This is a genomic window from Rathayibacter sp. VKM Ac-2801 (assembly GCF_009834245.1).
Taxonomy (GTDB): Bacteria; Actinomycetota; Actinomycetes; order Actinomycetales; family Microbacteriaceae; genus Rathayibacter.
In genome coordinates, this window is sequence record NZ_CP047183.1 from 3,350,816 (window position 1) to 3,368,135 (window position 17,320).

Sequence of the window (17,320 nt, forward strand, 5' to 3'; positions counted from 1 at the left end):
TACGGCCCCACCCCCGCACGACCGCCGCTCCACCCGGCGGCTGACCCGATGGAGTCGCACGATGACCTCACGCAGCCCCCTCGCGGAGTTCCTCCGCGCTCGCCGGGCGGCGCTGCGGCCGGAGCAGGTCGGCGTGTCGACCGCCGGCACCCGGCGGCGGGTCCCGGGCCTGCGCCGCGAGGAGGTCGCCGACCGCGCGCGGATCAGCCGCGACTACTACCTCCGCGTCGAGCAGGGGCACGCCGTCGCTCCGTCCGACCAGGTGCTGAACGCCCTCGCCGAGGCGCTCGCCTTCGACGAGTTCGAGCGCGCGTACCTCTTCCGGCTGGCCCGGCTGCGCCCCGGCCCGCGCGATCCCGACTCCCCTCCGCCCGGCCAGGGCGTGGAGTCGCTGCTCGCCCACTGGCCGAGGACGCCGGCGTACGCGTTCGACCGCAACCTCGACGTCCTCGGCGCGAACGACCTGATGAGCCGTCTCGCCCCCGACAAGGGCGTGCCCGGCGCCAACATGCTGCTCTCCACGTCCCGCGGCTTCGCCCGCGCCGTGGCGAACGGCGACCCGCCGGACCAGCTGCAGGCGTGGGGCCAGGTCTTCCGCGAGCTGATCGCCGCGCTGCGGTTCTACAGCGACCCCGACGATCCGCGGCTGCACGAGATCGTCGGCGAGTGCTCGGTCGAGCATCCGCTGTTCCGGTCGATCTGGGCCGAGTACCAGGTCCGCCCCTTCACGCACCGGTGGATCCGCGTCCACGTCGAGCCGTTCGGCTGGCTCGACCTCGCGATGCAGACCCTGGAGCTCGCGGGCGCTCCGGGCCGGTACGTCGTGACCTACCTCGCCGGAGCGGGGACTCCGGCGGCCGCGGCCGTCGACTACCTCGCCTCGCTGCGGCCCGCTCCGGAGTCGGGCACCGAGCTGGCCGCCGCAGCCGGCGCCTGACGAGCGGCGAGCCGGGCGAGCCCCTCGCGACCCGCCGCGTCGCCCGCCTCGAACAGGAGCAGGAGGCGCGTGCCGTCCCGGACCAGGCGGTAGTCCATCGGCACGGAGCCGACCGCGGTGTCGAGGAACACGACCGAGCCGCGCGCCCCGGCCTCCGCCCCGGCCGCCCACGAGTCCGCGAACCGCGGGCTCCTCGCCGAGAGCTCCCCGACGACCGTCAGGAACTCCCGGTCCCCCCTGTGCCGGTCGAGCGAGTCCCGGAGCATCGCCGCGACCTGGTCGGCGGCGGCTCCCCAGCAGGGCAGGTCCTCGACCTCGGACGAGTCCAGGAAGGTGAAGCGGGCGATGCTCACTCCTGCGGCGAAGGCGGGCGAGAGCGCCCGCGCGAGCGGAGTCGCAGCCAGCACGCGCAGGTGCCGGTCCAGCAGCACCGCCGCCCTCCCCGCCCACGGCGCCGGCGCCGCCTCGTGATCCTCGGCCATGTCCCCCTCCGTCCGACCCGCCCGTTCCCCCGTCAGCGCAGCGGAGTGATCCCCTGCGTCCCGGGCGGGAAGGTCGCCAGCACCTCCTCCGGGATGTTCAGGTGCTGCGCGACCAGCGACGGCGGCAGGTGGCTCAGCCACTGGGCGAGCGACACCTCCTCGTAGCGGGAGCTCTTGAAGGTCTCGATGTAGACGAGGGTGTCGTCGCCGGTGTTCTCGACGTAGTGGCCGAAGTTGCGGCGCACGACTCCCACGTCGCCGGCGTGGAAGTCGGTCGTGTTGGCGTGCGGGCCGGTGTTGAAGACGGTCATCCGGGCGGATCCGCGGAGGTAGTACTGCCACTCGTCGGCGTTGGGGTGCCAGTGCAGCTCGCGCATCGAGCCGGGCTCGACGGTCGTCAGCGCGGCCGAGACCGTGCGCGAGGCCGGGAAGTTCGTGCTGTCGGCGATCTGGATCCGACCGCCGCTGTTCTGGTGCACCGGCTCGGAGCGGGAGAGCCGGAAGATCACCGCCTCGTCGCCGTCCTGCACCCCGGCCGCGGCCCGGTCGGCCTGGAGGTCGCCGGGCACGTCGCCCGGGAAGATCCAGAGGTCGTGCAGCGGGATGTCGCGGAAGACCTCCTGCGCGACGCCGAAGTTCTTCGCCAGCACGTCGGGCGGCGTGTGCGCGAACCAGTCGGTGAGCAGGAGAGTGTTGCTCTCGGACTGCTCGCCGTCGTCGAAGGCGAGCACGAACTCCGCCCCGTCCGGGCCGAGGCCCTGCAGGGAGTGCGGCAGGCCGGGCGGGAAGTACCAGAGGTCCCCCTCCTGCACGTCGTCGACGCTGGGCCGGCCGGTGCGGCTGAGCGTGGTGATGCGGCAGTTCCCCTTCGTCATCAGCGCCCACTCGGCGCTCTGGTGCCAGTGCAGCTCGCGGATCCCGCCGGCCTCGAGGTACATGTTCACGCCGGCGATCTCGTTCGAGATCGCGAAGTCGGCCTGCGTGAGCTCGCGCGCCCAGCCTCCCCGCTGCACCCGCCGCGGCGAGATGTTGAAGGAGGACCAGAAGAACGGCTGCGTGCTGATGTCGGTCGCGGGCGCGGCGATCTGGTTCGGGAACAGCCCCTCCAGCACGCGGTTCTGCGGGCCGGTCATCGTGTTCGCCGAGGGATCGCCCTCGGTGTTCACGATCCCCTCCTGGGGGAGGTCCGGATCTCCGAAACCGGGGGTCTCGTGGTGCGGAGCGGTGCTGTCGGTGGGTTCCACGGCGTTCTCCCTGCTGATCGTCCTGCGCGCCTGCGCTGCTGTCGATCCCACCGCTCCGCCCCCGGCCGCACCACGGTCATCCGACTCGATCCGGCGCTTCCGACGGCCGGCCCGGTTCAGCCGCCCAGGCCCTCGAGCACGTCCCGCGAGGGCACGAAGTAGACCCCGCCGGTCGTCGCGGTCGAGAAGTCGAGGAGGCGGTCGTGCCGACCCGCGGGCACGCCGACGAACATCCGCGTCAGCATCGTCTCGATCACCGAGAGGTCGGCGGCCAGGCCGAGGAAGTACGTGCCGAACTCCCCCCTCCCGGGCCTGCCGAAGGGCATGTTGTCGCGGAGGATGTCGTGCTCCGTCCCGTCGGCGTCGACCACGGTCGCCAAGCCCTTGTGCGAGAGCTGCGCCGGATCGTCCTCGCGCTCGACGTTGTCTGCCCTGCTCCGGCCGATGACCCGCTCCTGCTGCTCGGTGGTGAGCGCATGCCAGGCCGTCAGGTCGTGCAGGTACTTCTGCACGACGAGGTAGCTGCCGCCCGCGAACGCCGCGTCCTCCGCGCCGATCAGCGCGACGCGGGGCAGCGCCTCCCCGGTCGGGTTCTCGGTGCCGTCGACGAAGCCCAGCAGGTCGCGGTTGTCGAAGTAGCGGAAGCCGACCACCTCGTCGCGGACGACGACGTCCTCGCCGAGTGCGTCGAGCAGGAGGCGCTCGAACTCGAAGCAGGCGTCGTCCCGCTCCGCCCGGATGTGGAACAGGAGGTCGGTCTGGGTCGAGACCGCCGTGTGCGTGGCCCCGACCACCTCGCGGAACGGGTGCAGCTGCGCGGGGCGCCCCTCCCCGCCGAAGCGGTCCCAGGCGTCGCTCCCGATGCCGACCAGGCACGAGAGGCGCAGGCCCAGGTCGCGGAAGCCGACCGCTCGGAGGATCCCTCCCACGTCGGCGACGACGTCCCGCACGCGGTCCGCGGCGTCCTGCCCGCCGACGATGTCGAGCGAGAGGAAGACGGCGGACCGGCTGAGCGGAGCGACGACCGCCTGCGGCTCGATCGGGACGCGGTCCTCGACGGTCACCGGAGCACCGCCGGCCGGGGCGTCGTCGACGGGGGCGTCGTCGGCAAAGGCGTCGTCAGGGGCATCGTCGCGGGCATCGCGACCTCCGATCCGCGCGCCGCGGGAGGGCGCGTCCGCCGCGATCCTGCCAGCGCCCGCGGTGCCGGGCACGAGTCATCCGACCCCACTCGGCCGGCCCGTCCGGCGGCCTCGACACCGCCCGGGCGACCAGGTCTGGACGATCGTCGGAACATCTCCCCGCCCTCTTCAGGGAGCGCTCCCACGCGCCTATCGTGGAGCCGCTCCCCACCCTCATCCGGGGAGGCACCACCTTGGACACGACCCGGGCCGGGCTCGGGATCGACGCGAGCACGGAGGTTCGACGATGCCGTTCATCACCACGGACGATGGTGTGGAGATCTACTACAAGGACTGGGGCAGCACCGACGCGCAGCCCATCGTCTTCCACCACGGCTGGCCGCTGTCGTCCGACGACTGGGACGCGCAGATGCTGTTCTTCCACGCGCACGGCTACCGCGTCATCGCGACCGATCGCCGCGGGCACGGACGCTCGACGCAGGTCGGCACCGGACACGACATGGACCACTACGCCAGCGACGTGAACGCGGTCGTCGAGCACCTCGACCTGCAGAACGCCGTCCACATCGGCCACTCCACCGGAGGCGGCCAGGTCGCGCGCTACGTCGCGAAGTACGGCGAGCCCCAGGGCCGCGTGGCCAAGGCCGTCCTCGTCTCGTCGGTCCCGCCGCTGATGGTGCAGACCGAGGCGAACCCCGAGGGCACGCCGATCTCGGTGTTCGACGGCTTCCGCGACGCTCTCGCGGCGAACCGCGCCGAGTTCTACCAGGCCGTCGCGGCGGGTCCGTTCTACGGCTTCAACCGCGAGGGCGTCGAGCTCTCGCAGCCGGTGGTCGACAACTGGTGGCGCCAGGGCATGACCGGATCCGCGCTCGCGCATTACGAGGGCATCAAGGCCTTCTCGGAGACGGACCAGACCGAGGACCTGAAGGCGATCACCGTCCCCGTGCTCGTCACCCAGGGCGACGACGACCAGGTCGTCCCCTACAAGGACGCCGCGCTCAAGCAGCACGAGCTGCTGCAGAACTCGACGCTCAAGATCTACGAGGGCTACCCGCACGGCATGCTGACCGTCCACGCCGACGTCATCAACCCCGACCTGCTGGCCTTCATCCAGGAGTAGCGCGGCCCGCTCGCAGGCGCGTCCCGGCTGGTCCGGGGCGCGTCTGCAACGGGATCAGGCGTCGGCGCCCGCGCCCCTGCCGAGCACCGCGGCGAGCTCTCCCCGCCCGCCGATCCCGAGCTTGCGGTACGCCGAGTACAGGTGCGCGCCGACCGTGCGCGGGGAGAGGAAGAGATTCTGGGCGATCGCGCGGTTCGAGAGCCCCGTGCTCGCGAGAGCGCAGATGCGCAGCTCCTGCGGGGTCAGCGTGGCCGCGGCCGGCGACGGCGCGTCCGCGATCCTCCCTCCCGCGGCCCGGAGCGCGTCGCGGGCCCGGTCGGCCCAGGCGTGGATCGGCAGCTCCTCGAGCATCGCCAGCGACTCGCGGAGGAGGGGCCGCGCCTCCGCCTCCCGACCGGCCCGGTGCAGCCCGGCGCCCACGAGCAGCAGCGCCCGCGCCCGGAAGTACGGGAGCGGCGGAGGAGTCCGGCGGAGCAGACCGGCCGCGGCGTCCTGCGCCCCGTCGGCGAGCGCCACCGCGACCTGCGCGTAGCGGACCGCCGCCTCGATCATCGGCTGGTGCCAGCGCTCGAAGAGCGATTCCAGCCTCCCGGCGTGCAGGCGCACGACTCCGACGTCTCCGGTCGCGAGAGCCGCATCGACGAGGTCGGGCGTGGTCAGGATCGCGAAGCCGGGGTTCAGGGAGTCGTCGTCCGTGTCGAGGAGGGGGAGGAGCTCCGGCACGGCGTCGCCCGGCCGCGACTCGAGGACCGCCACTGCCGCTCTCGATCCGCGGAGCGTCGCCCGCATCGCGCTGGAGCAGAGGACGGCCGCGCCGATCGCGCTCCCCGCGCTGATCGCCTCGGGATCGGGCGCGACGCCCTCCATCGCGTCGAACCAGGCCAGGCAGGCCCGAGACGCGGTCTCGAAGCCGACGTCCCCCAGGTCGCTGCCGAGGACGAGCGCCTCCTCGGCGAAGGAGCGGGCGCGCGAGATGCGGCCGGCGAGCGAGGTGGTCATCGAGGCCGCCAGGAGCGCCTGCGGGAGGATCCGGATGTCGCCGCGGGCCCGGAGCCCGGTGATCGCCTCCTCCAGGAGCTCCCGGGCGACCTCGACCTCGCCCGCCGTGTTCAGCGCGTAGCCGAGCCACCACGCCTCCTCCGGAGCGCTCGCCCCGGATGCCGCCGCGAGCGCCCGGCGGACGACCTCGTCGCCGCGGGCGACCGGCTCGGTGACCGCCGCGAGCAGGACGGCGCGCGGATCGGAGTCGTCGAGGGCGAGCGCGCGCACCGCCTGGATCATCGGCTCCCCCGGCGAGGCCTCGCGGTTGTGGTCCCAGGCGATGGCGGCGAGGTGCAGGAGCGAGGCGGTCGCGGCGTCGACGGCTCCGTGGCTCTGCAGCGCGGTCACGGCGGCGAGCGCGGGCGAGAGGTCGCCCCGCGAGAGGGCCGTCCGCCCGGTCGGCAGCGTCTCGCGCGTCCAGGCGGCGCGGGCGGTGAGCACCGGATCGACGGTCTCGCCCGCCGCGCGGTGCACGAGCAGGGCAGCCTCCGCGGTCCGGCCGGCGAGCCCGGAGTACTCGGCCGCGTCGATCAGGCGCGAGACGCGCAGCGGCCCGGCTGGGGTCAGCTCCGCCGCACGTTCCATCGCCTGAGCCGCGAGGACCACGTCGCCGGTCGCCAGGCCCGACGCCGCGAGACCGGCGAGCTCCTCGCCCACCGGCCCGTCCGAGCCGGTCGCGAGCTCCGACCGCCACCACAGCGTCCGGCTCGGATCGTCGCGGTGCTCCTGCACGAGCGTGCGGAGCACCGCCGCGCGCTCGGAGGGGCGGCTCACGCTCGTCACCGCGGACTGCACGAGGGGGTGCCGGAAGCGGAGGCCGCTCCCCGGCGTCCAGCTGAGCAGCGACGCGGCGACGGCCCTGTCGATCCAGGACGGATCGGGGTGGCGGCCGAGCGCCAGGTTCGCCAGCCGGCTCGCCTCCTCCGCGGTCGCGACGTCGCCCAGCGCCACGGCCAGGACGGCGAGCCGCGAGGGCTGATCGAGCTCCGCGAAGCGCTCGGCGAAAGCCGACTCGAGGCGTCCGGCCACCGCGCGGTCCTCCGCCTCCTCGGCCGACGGGTCGCGCCCGGTCAGCTCCACCAGGGCGAGCGGGTTCCCGCGGGCGAGGTCGAGCAGAGCGCGCCGAGCGGCGCCGCGAGGAGGATGCGGGAGGGTGTCGAGGAGAGCGGCCGAGTCGGTGGCCGACAGCGGCCCGAGGTGCAGGTGCTCGAGACCGGAGTCCTCCTCGGGCCGGTCCCTCGTGGTCATGACGACGACGACCCGGTCCTCGCCGATGCGCCGGGCGAGCATCCGCAGCGCCCACGCCGACTCCGGGTCGATCCGGTGCAGGTCCTCGACGACGACCAGCAGGGGCCGATCGGCGGCGGCGTCGCTGAGGAGCGTCAGGGCCGAGAGGCCGGCCAGGAGCGGCGTCGGCTGCACTCCCTCCGCCAGATGGAAGGCGACGCGGAGCGCGTCCCGCTGCGGCAGGGGCAGGCCGTCGAGGCCGGGGCGGAGCGGGTGCAGGAGGAGCTGCAGCGCCGCGTACTGGTCGCCCGACTCCGCTGCGGAGCCCGCGGTGCGCAGCACCCGCACGTCGCGCGTGCGGGCGTAGGCGACGACCTCCTCGACCAGGGTGGTCTTGCCGACCCCCGCGTCCCCGTCGATCACGAGCGCCGACCCGTGGGCGGCGATGCGGTCGACCATCAGACGGAGCCGCGCGAGCTCCGATCCCCGACCGACGACGAGCGCGTCCCGCTTCACGCGTCGAGTATCGCACCCTCGCGCAGACTCTCCTCGACCCGGTGACGGGCTCGGATGAAGTCGATCGCTGCGGCCGCGGTGCTGCCGGGGGCGCCGAAGAAGGAGGTCAGGAAGTGGTCGCCTCCGTGCACCTCCAGGGTCTGCCAGCGGAAGGCGAGGAAGCCGAAGGGGTCGACGCGCACCGGCGACGAGCCCTCCCGGAGCGGATACGCCTCCTGGCTCTCCCAGACGCGGCGGAAGACCCGCGAGCGGCCCCCGAGCGAGGCGACCAGCACCCGCAGCCGCGGGTCCGCCGGGTCGGAGTGGAAGCGGAGGGCCGCGGTCATCACGGCGATCGTGCGGTCCCAGTCCTCGTGCCGGGCGGCATCGGTCTCGAGCGCCGCGGCGTCGACGACGGCCTCGATCATGTTGGTCCCCTGCTCGCAGGCCAGGGGCAGGAACAGACGGCCGAGCTCGTTCACGGCGACGAGATCCTGGTAGCGGTCCACCACGTAGGCGGGCGTCGTGGTCCAGGACGAGACCATGCTCGTGAGGCTGCCGACCTGCGTCGGCGCCGGCTCGGCCTGCGCCCAGCCCGGCGAGCGGCGCGGGGCGGCGTGCCCGCCGAGCCGGAAGAGGTAGTCGCGCCCGTCCGCGTCGAGGCGGAACGCGCGGGCCAGGGCGTCCAGGACCTGCGCCGAGGGGCGGCGGTCCTTGCCCTGCTCGAGCCGCAGGTAGTAGTCCGGGCTGATCCCCGCGAGCACGGCGACCTCCTGCCGGCGCAGCCCGCTGACGCGGCGTCGTCCGTCGGTCCCCAGGCCGACCTCGTCGGGGCGCAGCCGGTCGCGGTGCTTCCGCAGGTAGGCGCCGAGCTGCGCGGTGTCCGTGTCCACGATCCCGCCCTTCTCTCCCCTCGAGGCTAGGGAGGCGGCGGGCCCGGCTCCACGCGACGCCGACCTAGATCCGCGGCAGGAGTACCTAGATCGGTCCGGGAGCTGCGGAGCACCGCCACCACGGCGCTCCGCAGTGGTCAGGAGAGCTCTGCGGCGGCGTCGGAGACGACCTTCGCGACCTCGGCGGGGTGCGAGCGCATCACCAGGTGCGGCGCATCGAGCTCGATCACCGAGCGCATGCCCGCTCGCTGATAGCCGAACCGCTCGACGTCCGGGTTGATGGTGCGGTCCGCGGCCGAGACGATGCCCCAGCTCGGCCGGGTCCTCCACGCGGCGACCGGGGCCGCCTCGCCGAAGGCCAGAGCGGCGAGCGGGCGCTGACCGACCGCGAGCACCTCCGCCTCGGCCGGATCGATCCCGGCCGCGAACACCTGCGGGAAGGCCGACACGACGACCGACACGTCCGTGCCCGGCTCGGCTCCGTCGATCGGGAAGGGGGTGTAGACGAGGTTCGCGGCGAGGTCGGAGTCGGGGAATCCGCCCTGCAGCTGCCCGAGGCTCTCGCCCTCCTCGAGCGCGTAGGCCGCGATGTAGACGAGGCCGACGACGTTCTCCGCAGCGCCCGCGACGGTGATCACGGCGCCGCCGTAGGAGTGGCCGGCCAGCAGGACCGGTCCGTCGAGCTGCTCGACGTAGGAGCGGAGGTACTCCGCGTCGCCGAGAAGGCTGCGGTTCGGCACGGCCGGGACGCGCACGGTGTGGCCGGCGTCGAGCAGGATCCGCGTGACGGGGGCGAAGCTCGCGGCGTCGGCGAACGCTCCGTGGACGAGGACGATGGTGGGTGCGGTCATGGGGCTGTCCTTCCGGTTCGGATGCGGTCCGGCCGCCGGGTGCACGGTGCTCCCGGTCCGGACTCGGCCCGAACCTAGGACGACCGGCGGCGCGCGTCGTGGCCCCGCGACTCCCCCCGCGAGTCGCGCAGCCGGCCGTCCCGCGTCCGAGGACACCCTCCCGCGCTCCTTCCGCCCTCGCTCAGCGGGGACGGATCGCCGCACGGTCCACGTCCTGGTACCGGCGGGGTCACGGTGAGGGGCCCGATCGGGCCGAGCAGCGCCGCTCAGCCCGCGAACTCCTCCGGCCAGCCCAGCGCGGCCAGCGACCGGCGCACGCGCTCGATGTCCTCCTCCGAGGGCAGCTCCGACGTCACTCCGGCGATCGCGGTGCCGACGTCGGCGCGGGAGGCGGGCGCGTCCGCGGCGAGACCGGCGGCCACCTCGGCGACCTCTTCGTCGCTCAGGCGGCGGCGGAGGAGCGCCAGCAGCGGCACGAAGTCCTGCTCGGGCAGGCCGGCCGGGTATCCGGCACGCAGCCAGCGGACGATGCGCGTGACCAGGCCCTCGCGGGTGTCCGGCTCGGCCAGCGACTCCGGGCCCGCCAAGGGCCAGCCCGCGCTCGCGAGCCGCGAGGAGACGCGGGCGACGTCCTCGGGCATCGCCGGCCCGAGCAGCAGCTGCTCGATCCGCTCGCGCACGACCGCACGCGAGACGACCGTCTCGGCGCGCTCCGACTCCGACAGGAGCCGCGCGACGACCTGCTCGACCTCGTCCGTCGTGAGGCTGCGGCGCAGCAGGCCCAGCAGCGGCAGGTAGTCCTGCTCCGGCACGCCGGACGGGTAGCCCGCGCGCAGCCAGCCGACCACGCGGGCGACGATCCCCTCCCGCGCCGCGATCGGATCGGTCGAGGCCATGCTCAGCCCTTGGGCACGAAGGTCGGGATCACGTGCTCGAAGCTCACCGACTGGCCCAGGCCCGTCGCGATGATGACGCTCAGGCCGATCACGACGGAGCCCACGACGAGCGCGAAGCAGAGCACGCCGATCCCGCGCAGCAGGGGGGCGGGCAGGCCGCTCCGGACCGCGGGGGCGGCGGAGCCCGAGGCGGGGACGGCGGAGCCCGAGGCGGGGACCCCGGCGGCCACGGCGAACGAGCGGACGCCGACGGCGAAGAGCACGGGGAGGCCTGCTCCGAGGAGCACGGCGACGAGGGCCACCTGGCCGGCGGCGGAGAGGAAGAGGGAGAGCACGGTGCGGATCCTTTCGCTCAGACGCCGGCGGTCTCGGGCGCGGGGCGGGCCGCCGCGTCCTGCCACTCGTCGTTGACGTTGTGCGCGCCGATGCTGTCGCGGCGCGAGCGGATGTAGATGAAGGAGGCGACGGCGACGAGGACCGCGGCCATCAGGAGGCCGCCGGCCGCGCCTCCGACGAGGTGGCCGATCCACCACATCACGGCGCCGACGAGGGCGGCGGCCGGGAGCGTGATGACCCACGCGATCACCATGCGCAGCGCCACGCGCCAGCGCACCTGCGCGCCGGGGCGGCCGACTCCGGAGCCGAGGATCGAGCCGGTCGCGACGTGGGTGGTCGAGAGGGCGAAGCCGAGGTGGCTGGAGGCGAGGATCACGGCGGCCGAGGAGCTCTCCGCGGCCATGCCCTGCGGGGTGTCGATCTCGACGAGGCCCTTGCCGACGGTGCGGATGATCCGCCAGCCGCCGATGTAGGTGCCGAGCGAGATGGCCAGCGCGCAGCTCAGCTTGACCCAGAACGGGACCGACTCGGTGTCGCTCCAGCCGCCGGCCGCGATCAGCGCGAGCGTGATCACTCCCATGGTCTTCTGCGCGTCGTTGGTGCCGTGCGCGAGCGAGACGAGGGACGCGCTGCCGATCTGGCCGATGCGGAAGCCGCGGTGCAGGCTCTTCTCGGCGAGGTTCCCGATCACCCGGAAGACGAGCCAGGTGCCGATCGCCGCGACCGCTCCGGCGAGCACGGGCGACATCAGCGCCGGGAGGATCACCTTGCCGACGACGCCGTCGAGCTTCGTGCCGTCGCCGGCCCAGTTCACGCCGTTGAGGCCGAGGCCCGCGAGAGCGGAGCCGATGAGGCCGCCGAAGAGGGCGTGCGACGAGCTCGAGGGCAGGCCGAGCAGCCAGGTCAGCAGGTTCCAGACGATGCCGCCGATGAGGCCGGCCAGCACGATCAGCAGCAGTGCGGATCCGCCGCCCTCGAGCAGCGCCGGATCGGGCGCGCCCGAGGAGTCCTGGATCTTCACGACCGCGTTGGTGACGGTCAGCGCCACCTCGATGCTGAGGAACGCGCCGACGAGGTTCAGCGACGCCGAGAGGGCGACGGCGGTGCGGGGCTTCAGGGCACCGGTCGCGATGGACGTGGCCATCGCGTTCGCCGTGTCATGGAAGCCGTTGGTGAAGTCGAAGGCGAGGGCCGTGACGACGACGAGCGCGAGCAGGATGAAGGGATCCACGCAGACATGATGCTCCCGCGGCGGGAGGCGTTCCGGCGTGGTCGCGAGGCTTCACCTGCTGTTCACCTCGCGGGGTACGCCCGCCCGAGTACCCTGTGCGGATTCTCAGGCGGGCTCCGCGGGGACGGACCGCGTCGGGCGCGCACTCCGGAGGGCGGCTCTCCAGCCGCCGGCTATCCGGCCGATCCGCTCGGGCCTGTATCGCCTCTTCGGCGGGCGGCCCTCCGGCTGGAGCGCTCGGGCCGGCGCAGCGTCGGCGGGCGACGATTCGCCTGAGCGCACGCTGACGGGCGGCGCTCCGGAAGCCGAGCTCAGGAGGCCGAGCGGGGCAGCGGCGGGGTGAGGTCCGGGGTGTGCGCGGGGTCGGAGTCGGGGGTCGGCTCCTGCTGGGCGGCGGACTCGGCCGCGGAGTCCTCGGCGGGCTCCTGCTCCTCGGCGGACTCCTGCGAGCCGGGCAGCGGCGGGGTGAGGTCGAGGGCGCCGATCGCCGGCTCCGCGGCGTGCTTCGGCGCGGACGGGCGGCTCTCGACCGCGGCCGCCTTCTTCGCCGCCTTCTCCTGGGTGCGCTTGAGCTTCTCGGTCTGCTCGGCCAGCTTGCGGGCCTTCTTGCGCAGCTTCTTGCTGGAGTCGCGGACCGCCTCGTGCGCCGCGCGCACCGACTTCTCGGCCTTCTTCAGCGCCTTCTTCGCGCGCTTCTGCGCCGCCTTGTCGCGTGCGTCCTTGTCCTTGCCGGTCCCGGCCATGTCCGCTCCTCCGCTCGTCGACCACTCCGGCCGACGCCCCCACGCTACCGAGCGGCGCCCGCCCCGCGAACCCGCTGGCGAGCGCGCCCGGGTCGCGCTAGGCGCGCAGCCGGCCCCGCGAGATGCCACTCCCCGTGCCGCGAGATGCCACTTGTGCGGGCGACACGCCGAGCCGAGCGGACCCAAGTGGCATCTCGCGTGGAGCCGGGTGGCATCTCGCGGGAAGCCGGGTGGCATCTCGCGGGGAGCCGGGTGGCATCTCGCGGGGAGAAGCGCGCACCGGAGGGGGCAGCGCCGTGGAGGGGGCGGCGCCAATCGCGGCTGGGAGTCGCGGGCGAGTCGGCCCCGAGAGGAGCGCGGGTTCGGCAGGCTGGGCGGATGGTCTTCCAGCACGATCCCGGCGGCTACCAGGGCCGCGCCGGCCTCCGGCGTCCCATGCGCGGACCCAGGCGCGACAAGTGGATGTGGTGGCGCCTGGGCTCCGGAGTCGCGGCGACGGTCGCCGGCGTGATCGCCCTGCTCGTCTTCACCGCCAACCGCTGAGCACGCCTACCGCTGAGCACGCCCACCGCCGATCCCGCTCACTCCCGTCGCCGCTCGTCGAGCGCTCCCGCCTCGCCCGCGCCGAAGCACCGCCGAACGCACCGAGACGCCGGCGAGAGGGCGGCGTCTCGGCGGCCGGCGGCGTCTCGAGCGGCAACCGTTGCGCCTCCCGTGGCCGCTCGCTCCTGACGCGCGGGGTCGAGATCCGATCGTTCGCGCGCACCCGGAAACGGCGACGCCGAAGTACCGCCGAACGCACCGGGACACCTGCGAGTGGGCGGCGTCTCGACACCTCAAGGGCGTCTCGTCGGCAGCCGAAACGTCGCCTCGCGCGACCACCCCGCACCGCACCTGCACCGCCGCGCCGACCCGGCCACTCCGGATCGAGAGCCGATCGATGCGCTCAACCGCTTGACTCCGGAGGTTTCTCTCAGGTCGGATCCGGCGGAACGCGGGTAGTTTAGAGGGTCGCACCGGCTCAGCCGTGCGATCAGCCCCACTGCCCCACCCGGCGCTCACCTCCCCCTCGAGCGTCGGCAGACCTGGAACCTCCTCTGCATGCACCGTTCGTCACGCGCCTCGACTCCCACCCCCGCAGGAGCCGAGACCGGCAGTCCGTCCGCCCTCCCGACCCGTCGCTCGCTCCGTGACCAGGAGTCCCGCAGCCGCCGCTCCACCCGCGGCCCGTCGCGCCCCCGCGTCTCCGCCGTCGCCGCGATGACCCTCGTGGCCGGCATCGCGATCACCTCGACGATGCCCGCGTTCGCCGTGGGCGGCACCGCCGACTCCCAGCTGACCCGCGACACGGCCACCGCCGTCGCCGCGGCCCGCCCGCAGAGCTTCGTGGCGGCCGGAGTCGTGCAGCAGAGCGTCACCCGCGACGCCTTCGCCGCCGAGGCCAAGCCCGAGGTCCTCGTCCCCACCGCGTCCCTCGACGCGATCACGGCGACCTCCGGCGAGTCGACCGCGGCCGCCGCCGGAGCGTCCGGAGCGTGGGTCGTCCCGATCTCCGGTCACATCAGCAGCAGCTACGGCCCCCGCCCCGACGCGCCGGTCGCCGGCGTGAACCTGTTCCACAAGGGCACCGACCTCGCCGGCGCCTGCGGCACGCCCGTCCTCGCCGCCTCCAGCGGAACCGTCGAGGAGGCGTCGTACCAGGGCAGCTACGGCAACTGGATCCTGCTCGACAACGGCGGCGGCATCGAGACCGGCTACGCCCACAACAGCGAGCTGATGGTGTCGGTCGGCGAGACCGTCACCGTCGGCCAGGTCATCGCGCTGCGCGGCTCGACCGGCGCCTCCACCGGCTGCCACCTGCACTTCGAGACGCGGGTCGACGGCGAGGCGGTCGACGCCGTGCCGTTCATGGCCGAGCTCGGCGTCCCGATCGGCTGACGCCCCCGTCGACTCGAGAACGCAGAAGTCGCGGTGATCGCTCTCGACCACCGCGACTTCTGCGTTCTCGTGCGCCCTCCGGCAGGCGTCAGGGCCCGGGGACGGTCCGCGCTCCGGTGGAGACGGCGGCCGACCAGTGGGCGTCGTCCGGCACCGTGGTCACCCTGATCTCGGCGTCCTGCTCGACGGCGATCTGCATGGTGCCCGTGTTGCCGCCCCCGGTGCCGGAGCGGGTCGTGCCCGGGCTGTAGACGCACGACGATCCGCTGGTCATCAGGCCGACGACCTCGATCGTCACCTCGGCGTCCGCGGTGTCGCAGGCGACCGAGACGGTGATGTGCAGCGGCTCCCCGCTGAGGTCCACGGTCTGCGGATCGACGGGGCCGACCTGGTCGGTCCACCGCACGGCGGCGGTCGCTCCCTCGGGCAGCGTCACGGGCCCGAGCGGAGCGTCGGCGGGCGTCGCGGTCGGAGCGGTCGTCGTCGGGGCGGCGGTGCCGGGAGCGGCGGGCGTCGTCTCCTCCGCCTGGTCGGCGCCGCTCGTGCAGCCGCTCAGAGCGAGCGCCGCGAGCAGTGCCGAGGCGCCCAGCGCGGTCGCGCGCCGTCCGGCCCGGAGTCCCGTCGCCCGGCGCGGAGCGGTCGTTCTCGTGGTGTCCATGGTGGTTCCCCCCGTCCACTGGCGTCCCTCCGGTCTACCCGAGCCCGCGCGGCCGCGGACCGCACTCTGCGGCGGTTGCCAGGGTCGGGAGCCGTGCTGCGGATCGACGTGGAGCTCCTCCGAACCGGCGCGGCGGCCCGTCGATCCGCTCGGGTGCCGCGGATGATCGGCACCGGGCGGATCCGCCGCCCGCCGCTCCCGGCGCACCCCGCCGAGCCGCCCCTCTGGACCCGGAAGGCACCGCCATGATCGCCTCGAACACCTACCCCTTCGCCGGACGCACCGTCCTGGTCACCGGAGCCGGCTCCGGCATCGGCCGCTCCATCGCGCGCGCCTTCCTCGAGCAGGGCGCGAGCGTCGCGGTCGCCGGGCGCACCCCCGCCACGCTCGAGGAGACCGTCGCCGGCTTCCCGGCCGAGCGCGTCCTGATCGTCCCCACCGACGTCTCGGTCCGAGCCGAGGTCGACGCGCTCGTCGAGGGCACCGTCGCGAGGTTCGGCGGGATCGACGTCCTCGTGAACAACGCGGCCGGTCACCTCGGCGGCCCGATCGAGGAGGTGGCCGACGACGCCTGGCACTCCCTCTTCGCCACGAACGTCGACGCCCTCTTCTACGCCGTGAAGGCGGCGCTCCCGCACCTGAAGGCGAGCCGCGGCAACATCGTCGTCGTCTCCTCCGTGTCGGGCATCCGCGGCGACTGGGGCCAGGCCGCCTACAACGCGACCAAGGGCGCGATCACGACCTTCGTGCAGTCGCTGGCCCTCGACTTCGGCGAGCATGGGGTGCGGGTCAACGCCGTCGCTCCCGCCTTCACGCAGACGCCGCTGACCGAGTCGATGGCCTCGACCCCCGAGGAGCTGGCGCCCTTCATCGACCGCATCGCCCTCGGGCGTCCCGGGCAGCCGGACGACATCGCCCCGCCGGTGCTCTTCCTCGCCAGCGCGGACGCGGCGTACATCACCGGCGCGATCCTCGCCGTGGACGGCGGGACGAGCGCCTCGACGGGGCAGCCGCACCTCTGAGTCGGCGGCTCCGCTCCCCAGGGCTCGCGACTCCTCTCCCGGGGAGGTCGCGCCTCCCTGACCGTGCACCCAGACTCAGCCGACACCTGTGGCGTATCGTGGAGTCGATTGCATGCAGACGCATGGATACGGACTCGCCGACCGCACGGCCTCCGAGCCCATCCCTCTTCGAGCAGGAGTCGTCATGACCACCACCAGTACCCGCTTCACCGACCGCGTCGTCCTCATCACCGGAGGCGGATCCGGCCTGGGCCGCGCCGCCGCCGTCCGCCTCGCCCAGGAGGGCGCGAAGCTCGCCCTCGTCGACATCTCCGAGCAGGGCCTCGCCGCCACGGTCGACGTCCTGCCCGAGGGCACCGAGTCGATCACTGTCCTCGCGGACGTGTCGAAGGAGGTGGACGTCGACGCCTACGTCGCGCGCACCCTCGAGGCGTTCGGCCGGATCGACGGCTTCTTCAACAACGCCGGCATCGAGGGCCGCCAGAACCTCACCGAGGACTTCACAGCCGACGAGTTCGACAAGGTCGTCGCGATCAACCTCCGCGGCGTGTTCCTCGGCCTCGAGAAGGTGCTGAAGGTGATGCGCGAGCAGGGCTCGGGCATGGTCGTCAACACCGCGAGCGTCGGCGGCATCACCGCGATCGGCAACCAGTCAGGCTACGCGGCCGCCAAGCACGGCGTCGTCGGCCTCACCCGCAACTCCGCGATCGAGTATGGCCGGTTCGGCATCCGCATCAACGCGATCGCGCCCGGGGCCATCTGGACCCCGATGGTCGAGAACTCGATGAAGCAGCTCGACCCCGAGAACCCGCGCAAGGCGGCCGAGGAGTTCATCCAGGTCAACCCGACCAAGCGCTACGGCGAGGCCGACGAGATCGCCTCGGTCGTGGCCTTCCTCCTCTCGGACGACGCCTCCTACGTGAACGCGACCGTCCTCCCGATCGACGGCGGGCAGTCCATCAAGTACTGAGGCCTGCTCCGCGGAGGGAGCGCCTGCCCCGGCGGGCGGCCCCCTCCGCTCCCGCTGCCTCTCCCGTGGGACCCGGCCCGACGGCTCCTCC

At 73.8% G+C, this 17,320-nt stretch carries 17 protein-coding genes; 6 read left to right on the forward strand and 11 right to left on the reverse strand.

The features are described 5' to 3' along the window. Positions 1 to 61: 61 nt before the first annotated feature. Positions 62 to 937: a helix-turn-helix transcriptional regulator gene (locus GSU45_RS15615; RefSeq protein ID WP_159916315.1), complete on the forward strand. Its 876-nt coding sequence runs from the start codon at positions 62 to 64 to the stop codon at positions 935 to 937. On the opposite strand, the gene GSU45_RS15620 is transcribed toward GSU45_RS15615, so the two are convergent. The 3 genes from GSU45_RS15620 to GSU45_RS15630 form a co-directional block, all read right to left on the reverse strand. Beyond that, positions 871 to 1,419, reverse strand: a complete 549-nt coding sequence (locus GSU45_RS15620; protein ID WP_159916317.1) for a hypothetical protein — start codon at positions 1,417 to 1,419, stop codon at positions 871 to 873. The two genes, GSU45_RS15615 and GSU45_RS15620, sit on opposite strands and share 67 nt — an antisense overlap. A 32-nt stretch (positions 1,420 to 1,451) precedes the next feature. Further along, a complete protein-coding gene (locus tag GSU45_RS15625; RefSeq protein ID WP_244248141.1) occupies positions 1,452 to 2,663 on the reverse strand; it encodes a cupin domain-containing protein in 1,212 nt (403 codons plus the stop codon). A gap of 116 nt (positions 2,664 to 2,779) precedes the next feature. Beyond that, the gene (locus GSU45_RS15630; protein WP_159916319.1) at positions 2,780 to 3,727 is read right to left on the reverse strand and encodes a Dyp-type peroxidase; all 948 of its coding nucleotides are present in this window, start codon (positions 3,725 to 3,727) and stop codon (positions 2,780 to 2,782) included. Between the two features lie 364 nt (positions 3,728 to 4,091). Here GSU45_RS15630 and GSU45_RS15635 point away from each other — a divergent pair, with 364 nt between their 5' ends. Next, the gene (locus GSU45_RS15635; protein WP_159916321.1) at positions 4,092 to 4,928 is read left to right on the forward strand and encodes an alpha/beta hydrolase; all 837 of its coding nucleotides are present in this window, start codon (positions 4,092 to 4,094) and stop codon (positions 4,926 to 4,928) included. 54 nt (positions 4,929 to 4,982) lie between these two features. On the opposite strand, the gene GSU45_RS15640 is transcribed toward GSU45_RS15635, so the two are convergent. From GSU45_RS15640 to GSU45_RS15670, 7 genes are all read right to left on the reverse strand, one after another. Then, entirely contained in the window at positions 4,983 to 7,712 is a 2,730-nt protein-coding gene (locus GSU45_RS15640; protein ID WP_159916323.1) for a LuxR family transcriptional regulator, read from the reverse strand. After that, positions 7,709 to 8,584, reverse strand: coding sequence for a helix-turn-helix transcriptional regulator (locus GSU45_RS15645; protein ID WP_159916325.1), 876 nt, complete (start codon positions 8,582 to 8,584; stop codon positions 7,709 to 7,711). Before GSU45_RS15645 ends, GSU45_RS15640 begins: the two co-directional genes overlap by 4 nt. A 137-nt stretch (positions 8,585 to 8,721) precedes the next feature. Further along, positions 8,722 to 9,435 carry an alpha/beta hydrolase gene (locus GSU45_RS15650; protein ID WP_159916327.1) on the reverse strand — a complete coding sequence of 238 codons (714 nt, stop codon included), beginning with the start codon at positions 9,433 to 9,435 and terminating at the stop codon, positions 8,722 to 8,724. Between the two features lie 266 nt (positions 9,436 to 9,701). After that, complete coding sequence (locus GSU45_RS15655; protein ID WP_159916329.1) at positions 9,702 to 10,331, reverse strand: DUF3349 domain-containing protein; 630 nt, start codon at positions 10,329 to 10,331, stop codon at positions 9,702 to 9,704. Between the two features lie 2 nt (positions 10,332 to 10,333). Next, complete coding sequence (locus GSU45_RS15660; RefSeq protein WP_159916331.1) at positions 10,334 to 10,666, reverse strand: hypothetical protein; 333 nt, start codon at positions 10,664 to 10,666, stop codon at positions 10,334 to 10,336. Between the two features lie 17 nt (positions 10,667 to 10,683). After that, entirely contained in the window at positions 10,684 to 11,898 is a 1,215-nt protein-coding gene (locus tag GSU45_RS15665; protein ID WP_159916333.1) for an inorganic phosphate transporter, read from the reverse strand. A gap of 311 nt (positions 11,899 to 12,209) precedes the next feature. Beyond that, positions 12,210 to 12,641, reverse strand: coding sequence for a histone (locus GSU45_RS15670; RefSeq protein ID WP_159916335.1), 432 nt, complete (start codon positions 12,639 to 12,641; stop codon positions 12,210 to 12,212). A 378-nt stretch (positions 12,642 to 13,019) separates the two neighbouring features. On the opposite strand from GSU45_RS15670, the gene GSU45_RS15675 reads away from it, so the two are divergent. Beyond that, positions 13,020 to 13,184: a hypothetical protein gene (locus GSU45_RS15675; protein WP_159916337.1), complete on the forward strand. Its 165-nt coding sequence runs from the start codon at positions 13,020 to 13,022 to the stop codon at positions 13,182 to 13,184. A gap of 558 nt (positions 13,185 to 13,742) precedes the next feature. Beyond that, positions 13,743 to 14,579 (forward strand): M23 family metallopeptidase, encoded by an 837-nt coding sequence (locus tag GSU45_RS15680; protein ID WP_159916339.1) that lies wholly within the window; start codon positions 13,743 to 13,745, stop codon positions 14,577 to 14,579. Positions 14,580 to 14,667: 88 nt separating this feature from the next. On the opposite strand, the gene GSU45_RS15685 is transcribed toward GSU45_RS15680, so the two are convergent. Next, the gene (locus GSU45_RS15685; protein ID WP_159916341.1) at positions 14,668 to 15,237 is read right to left on the reverse strand and encodes a hypothetical protein; all 570 of its coding nucleotides are present in this window, start codon (positions 15,235 to 15,237) and stop codon (positions 14,668 to 14,670) included. 245 nt (positions 15,238 to 15,482) lie between these two features. Between GSU45_RS15685 and GSU45_RS15690 the strand changes: the two genes are divergently transcribed. Together GSU45_RS15690 and GSU45_RS15695 are read left to right on the forward strand one after the other, a co-directional pair. Then, entirely contained in the window at positions 15,483 to 16,259 is a 777-nt protein-coding gene (locus GSU45_RS15690; RefSeq protein WP_244248142.1) for an SDR family NAD(P)-dependent oxidoreductase, read from the forward strand. Positions 16,260 to 16,443: 184 nt separating this feature from the next. Then, positions 16,444 to 17,229, forward strand: a complete 786-nt coding sequence (locus GSU45_RS15695; protein WP_167302060.1) for a glucose 1-dehydrogenase — start codon at positions 16,444 to 16,446, stop codon at positions 17,227 to 17,229. Positions 17,230 to 17,320 lie beyond the last annotated feature (91 nt).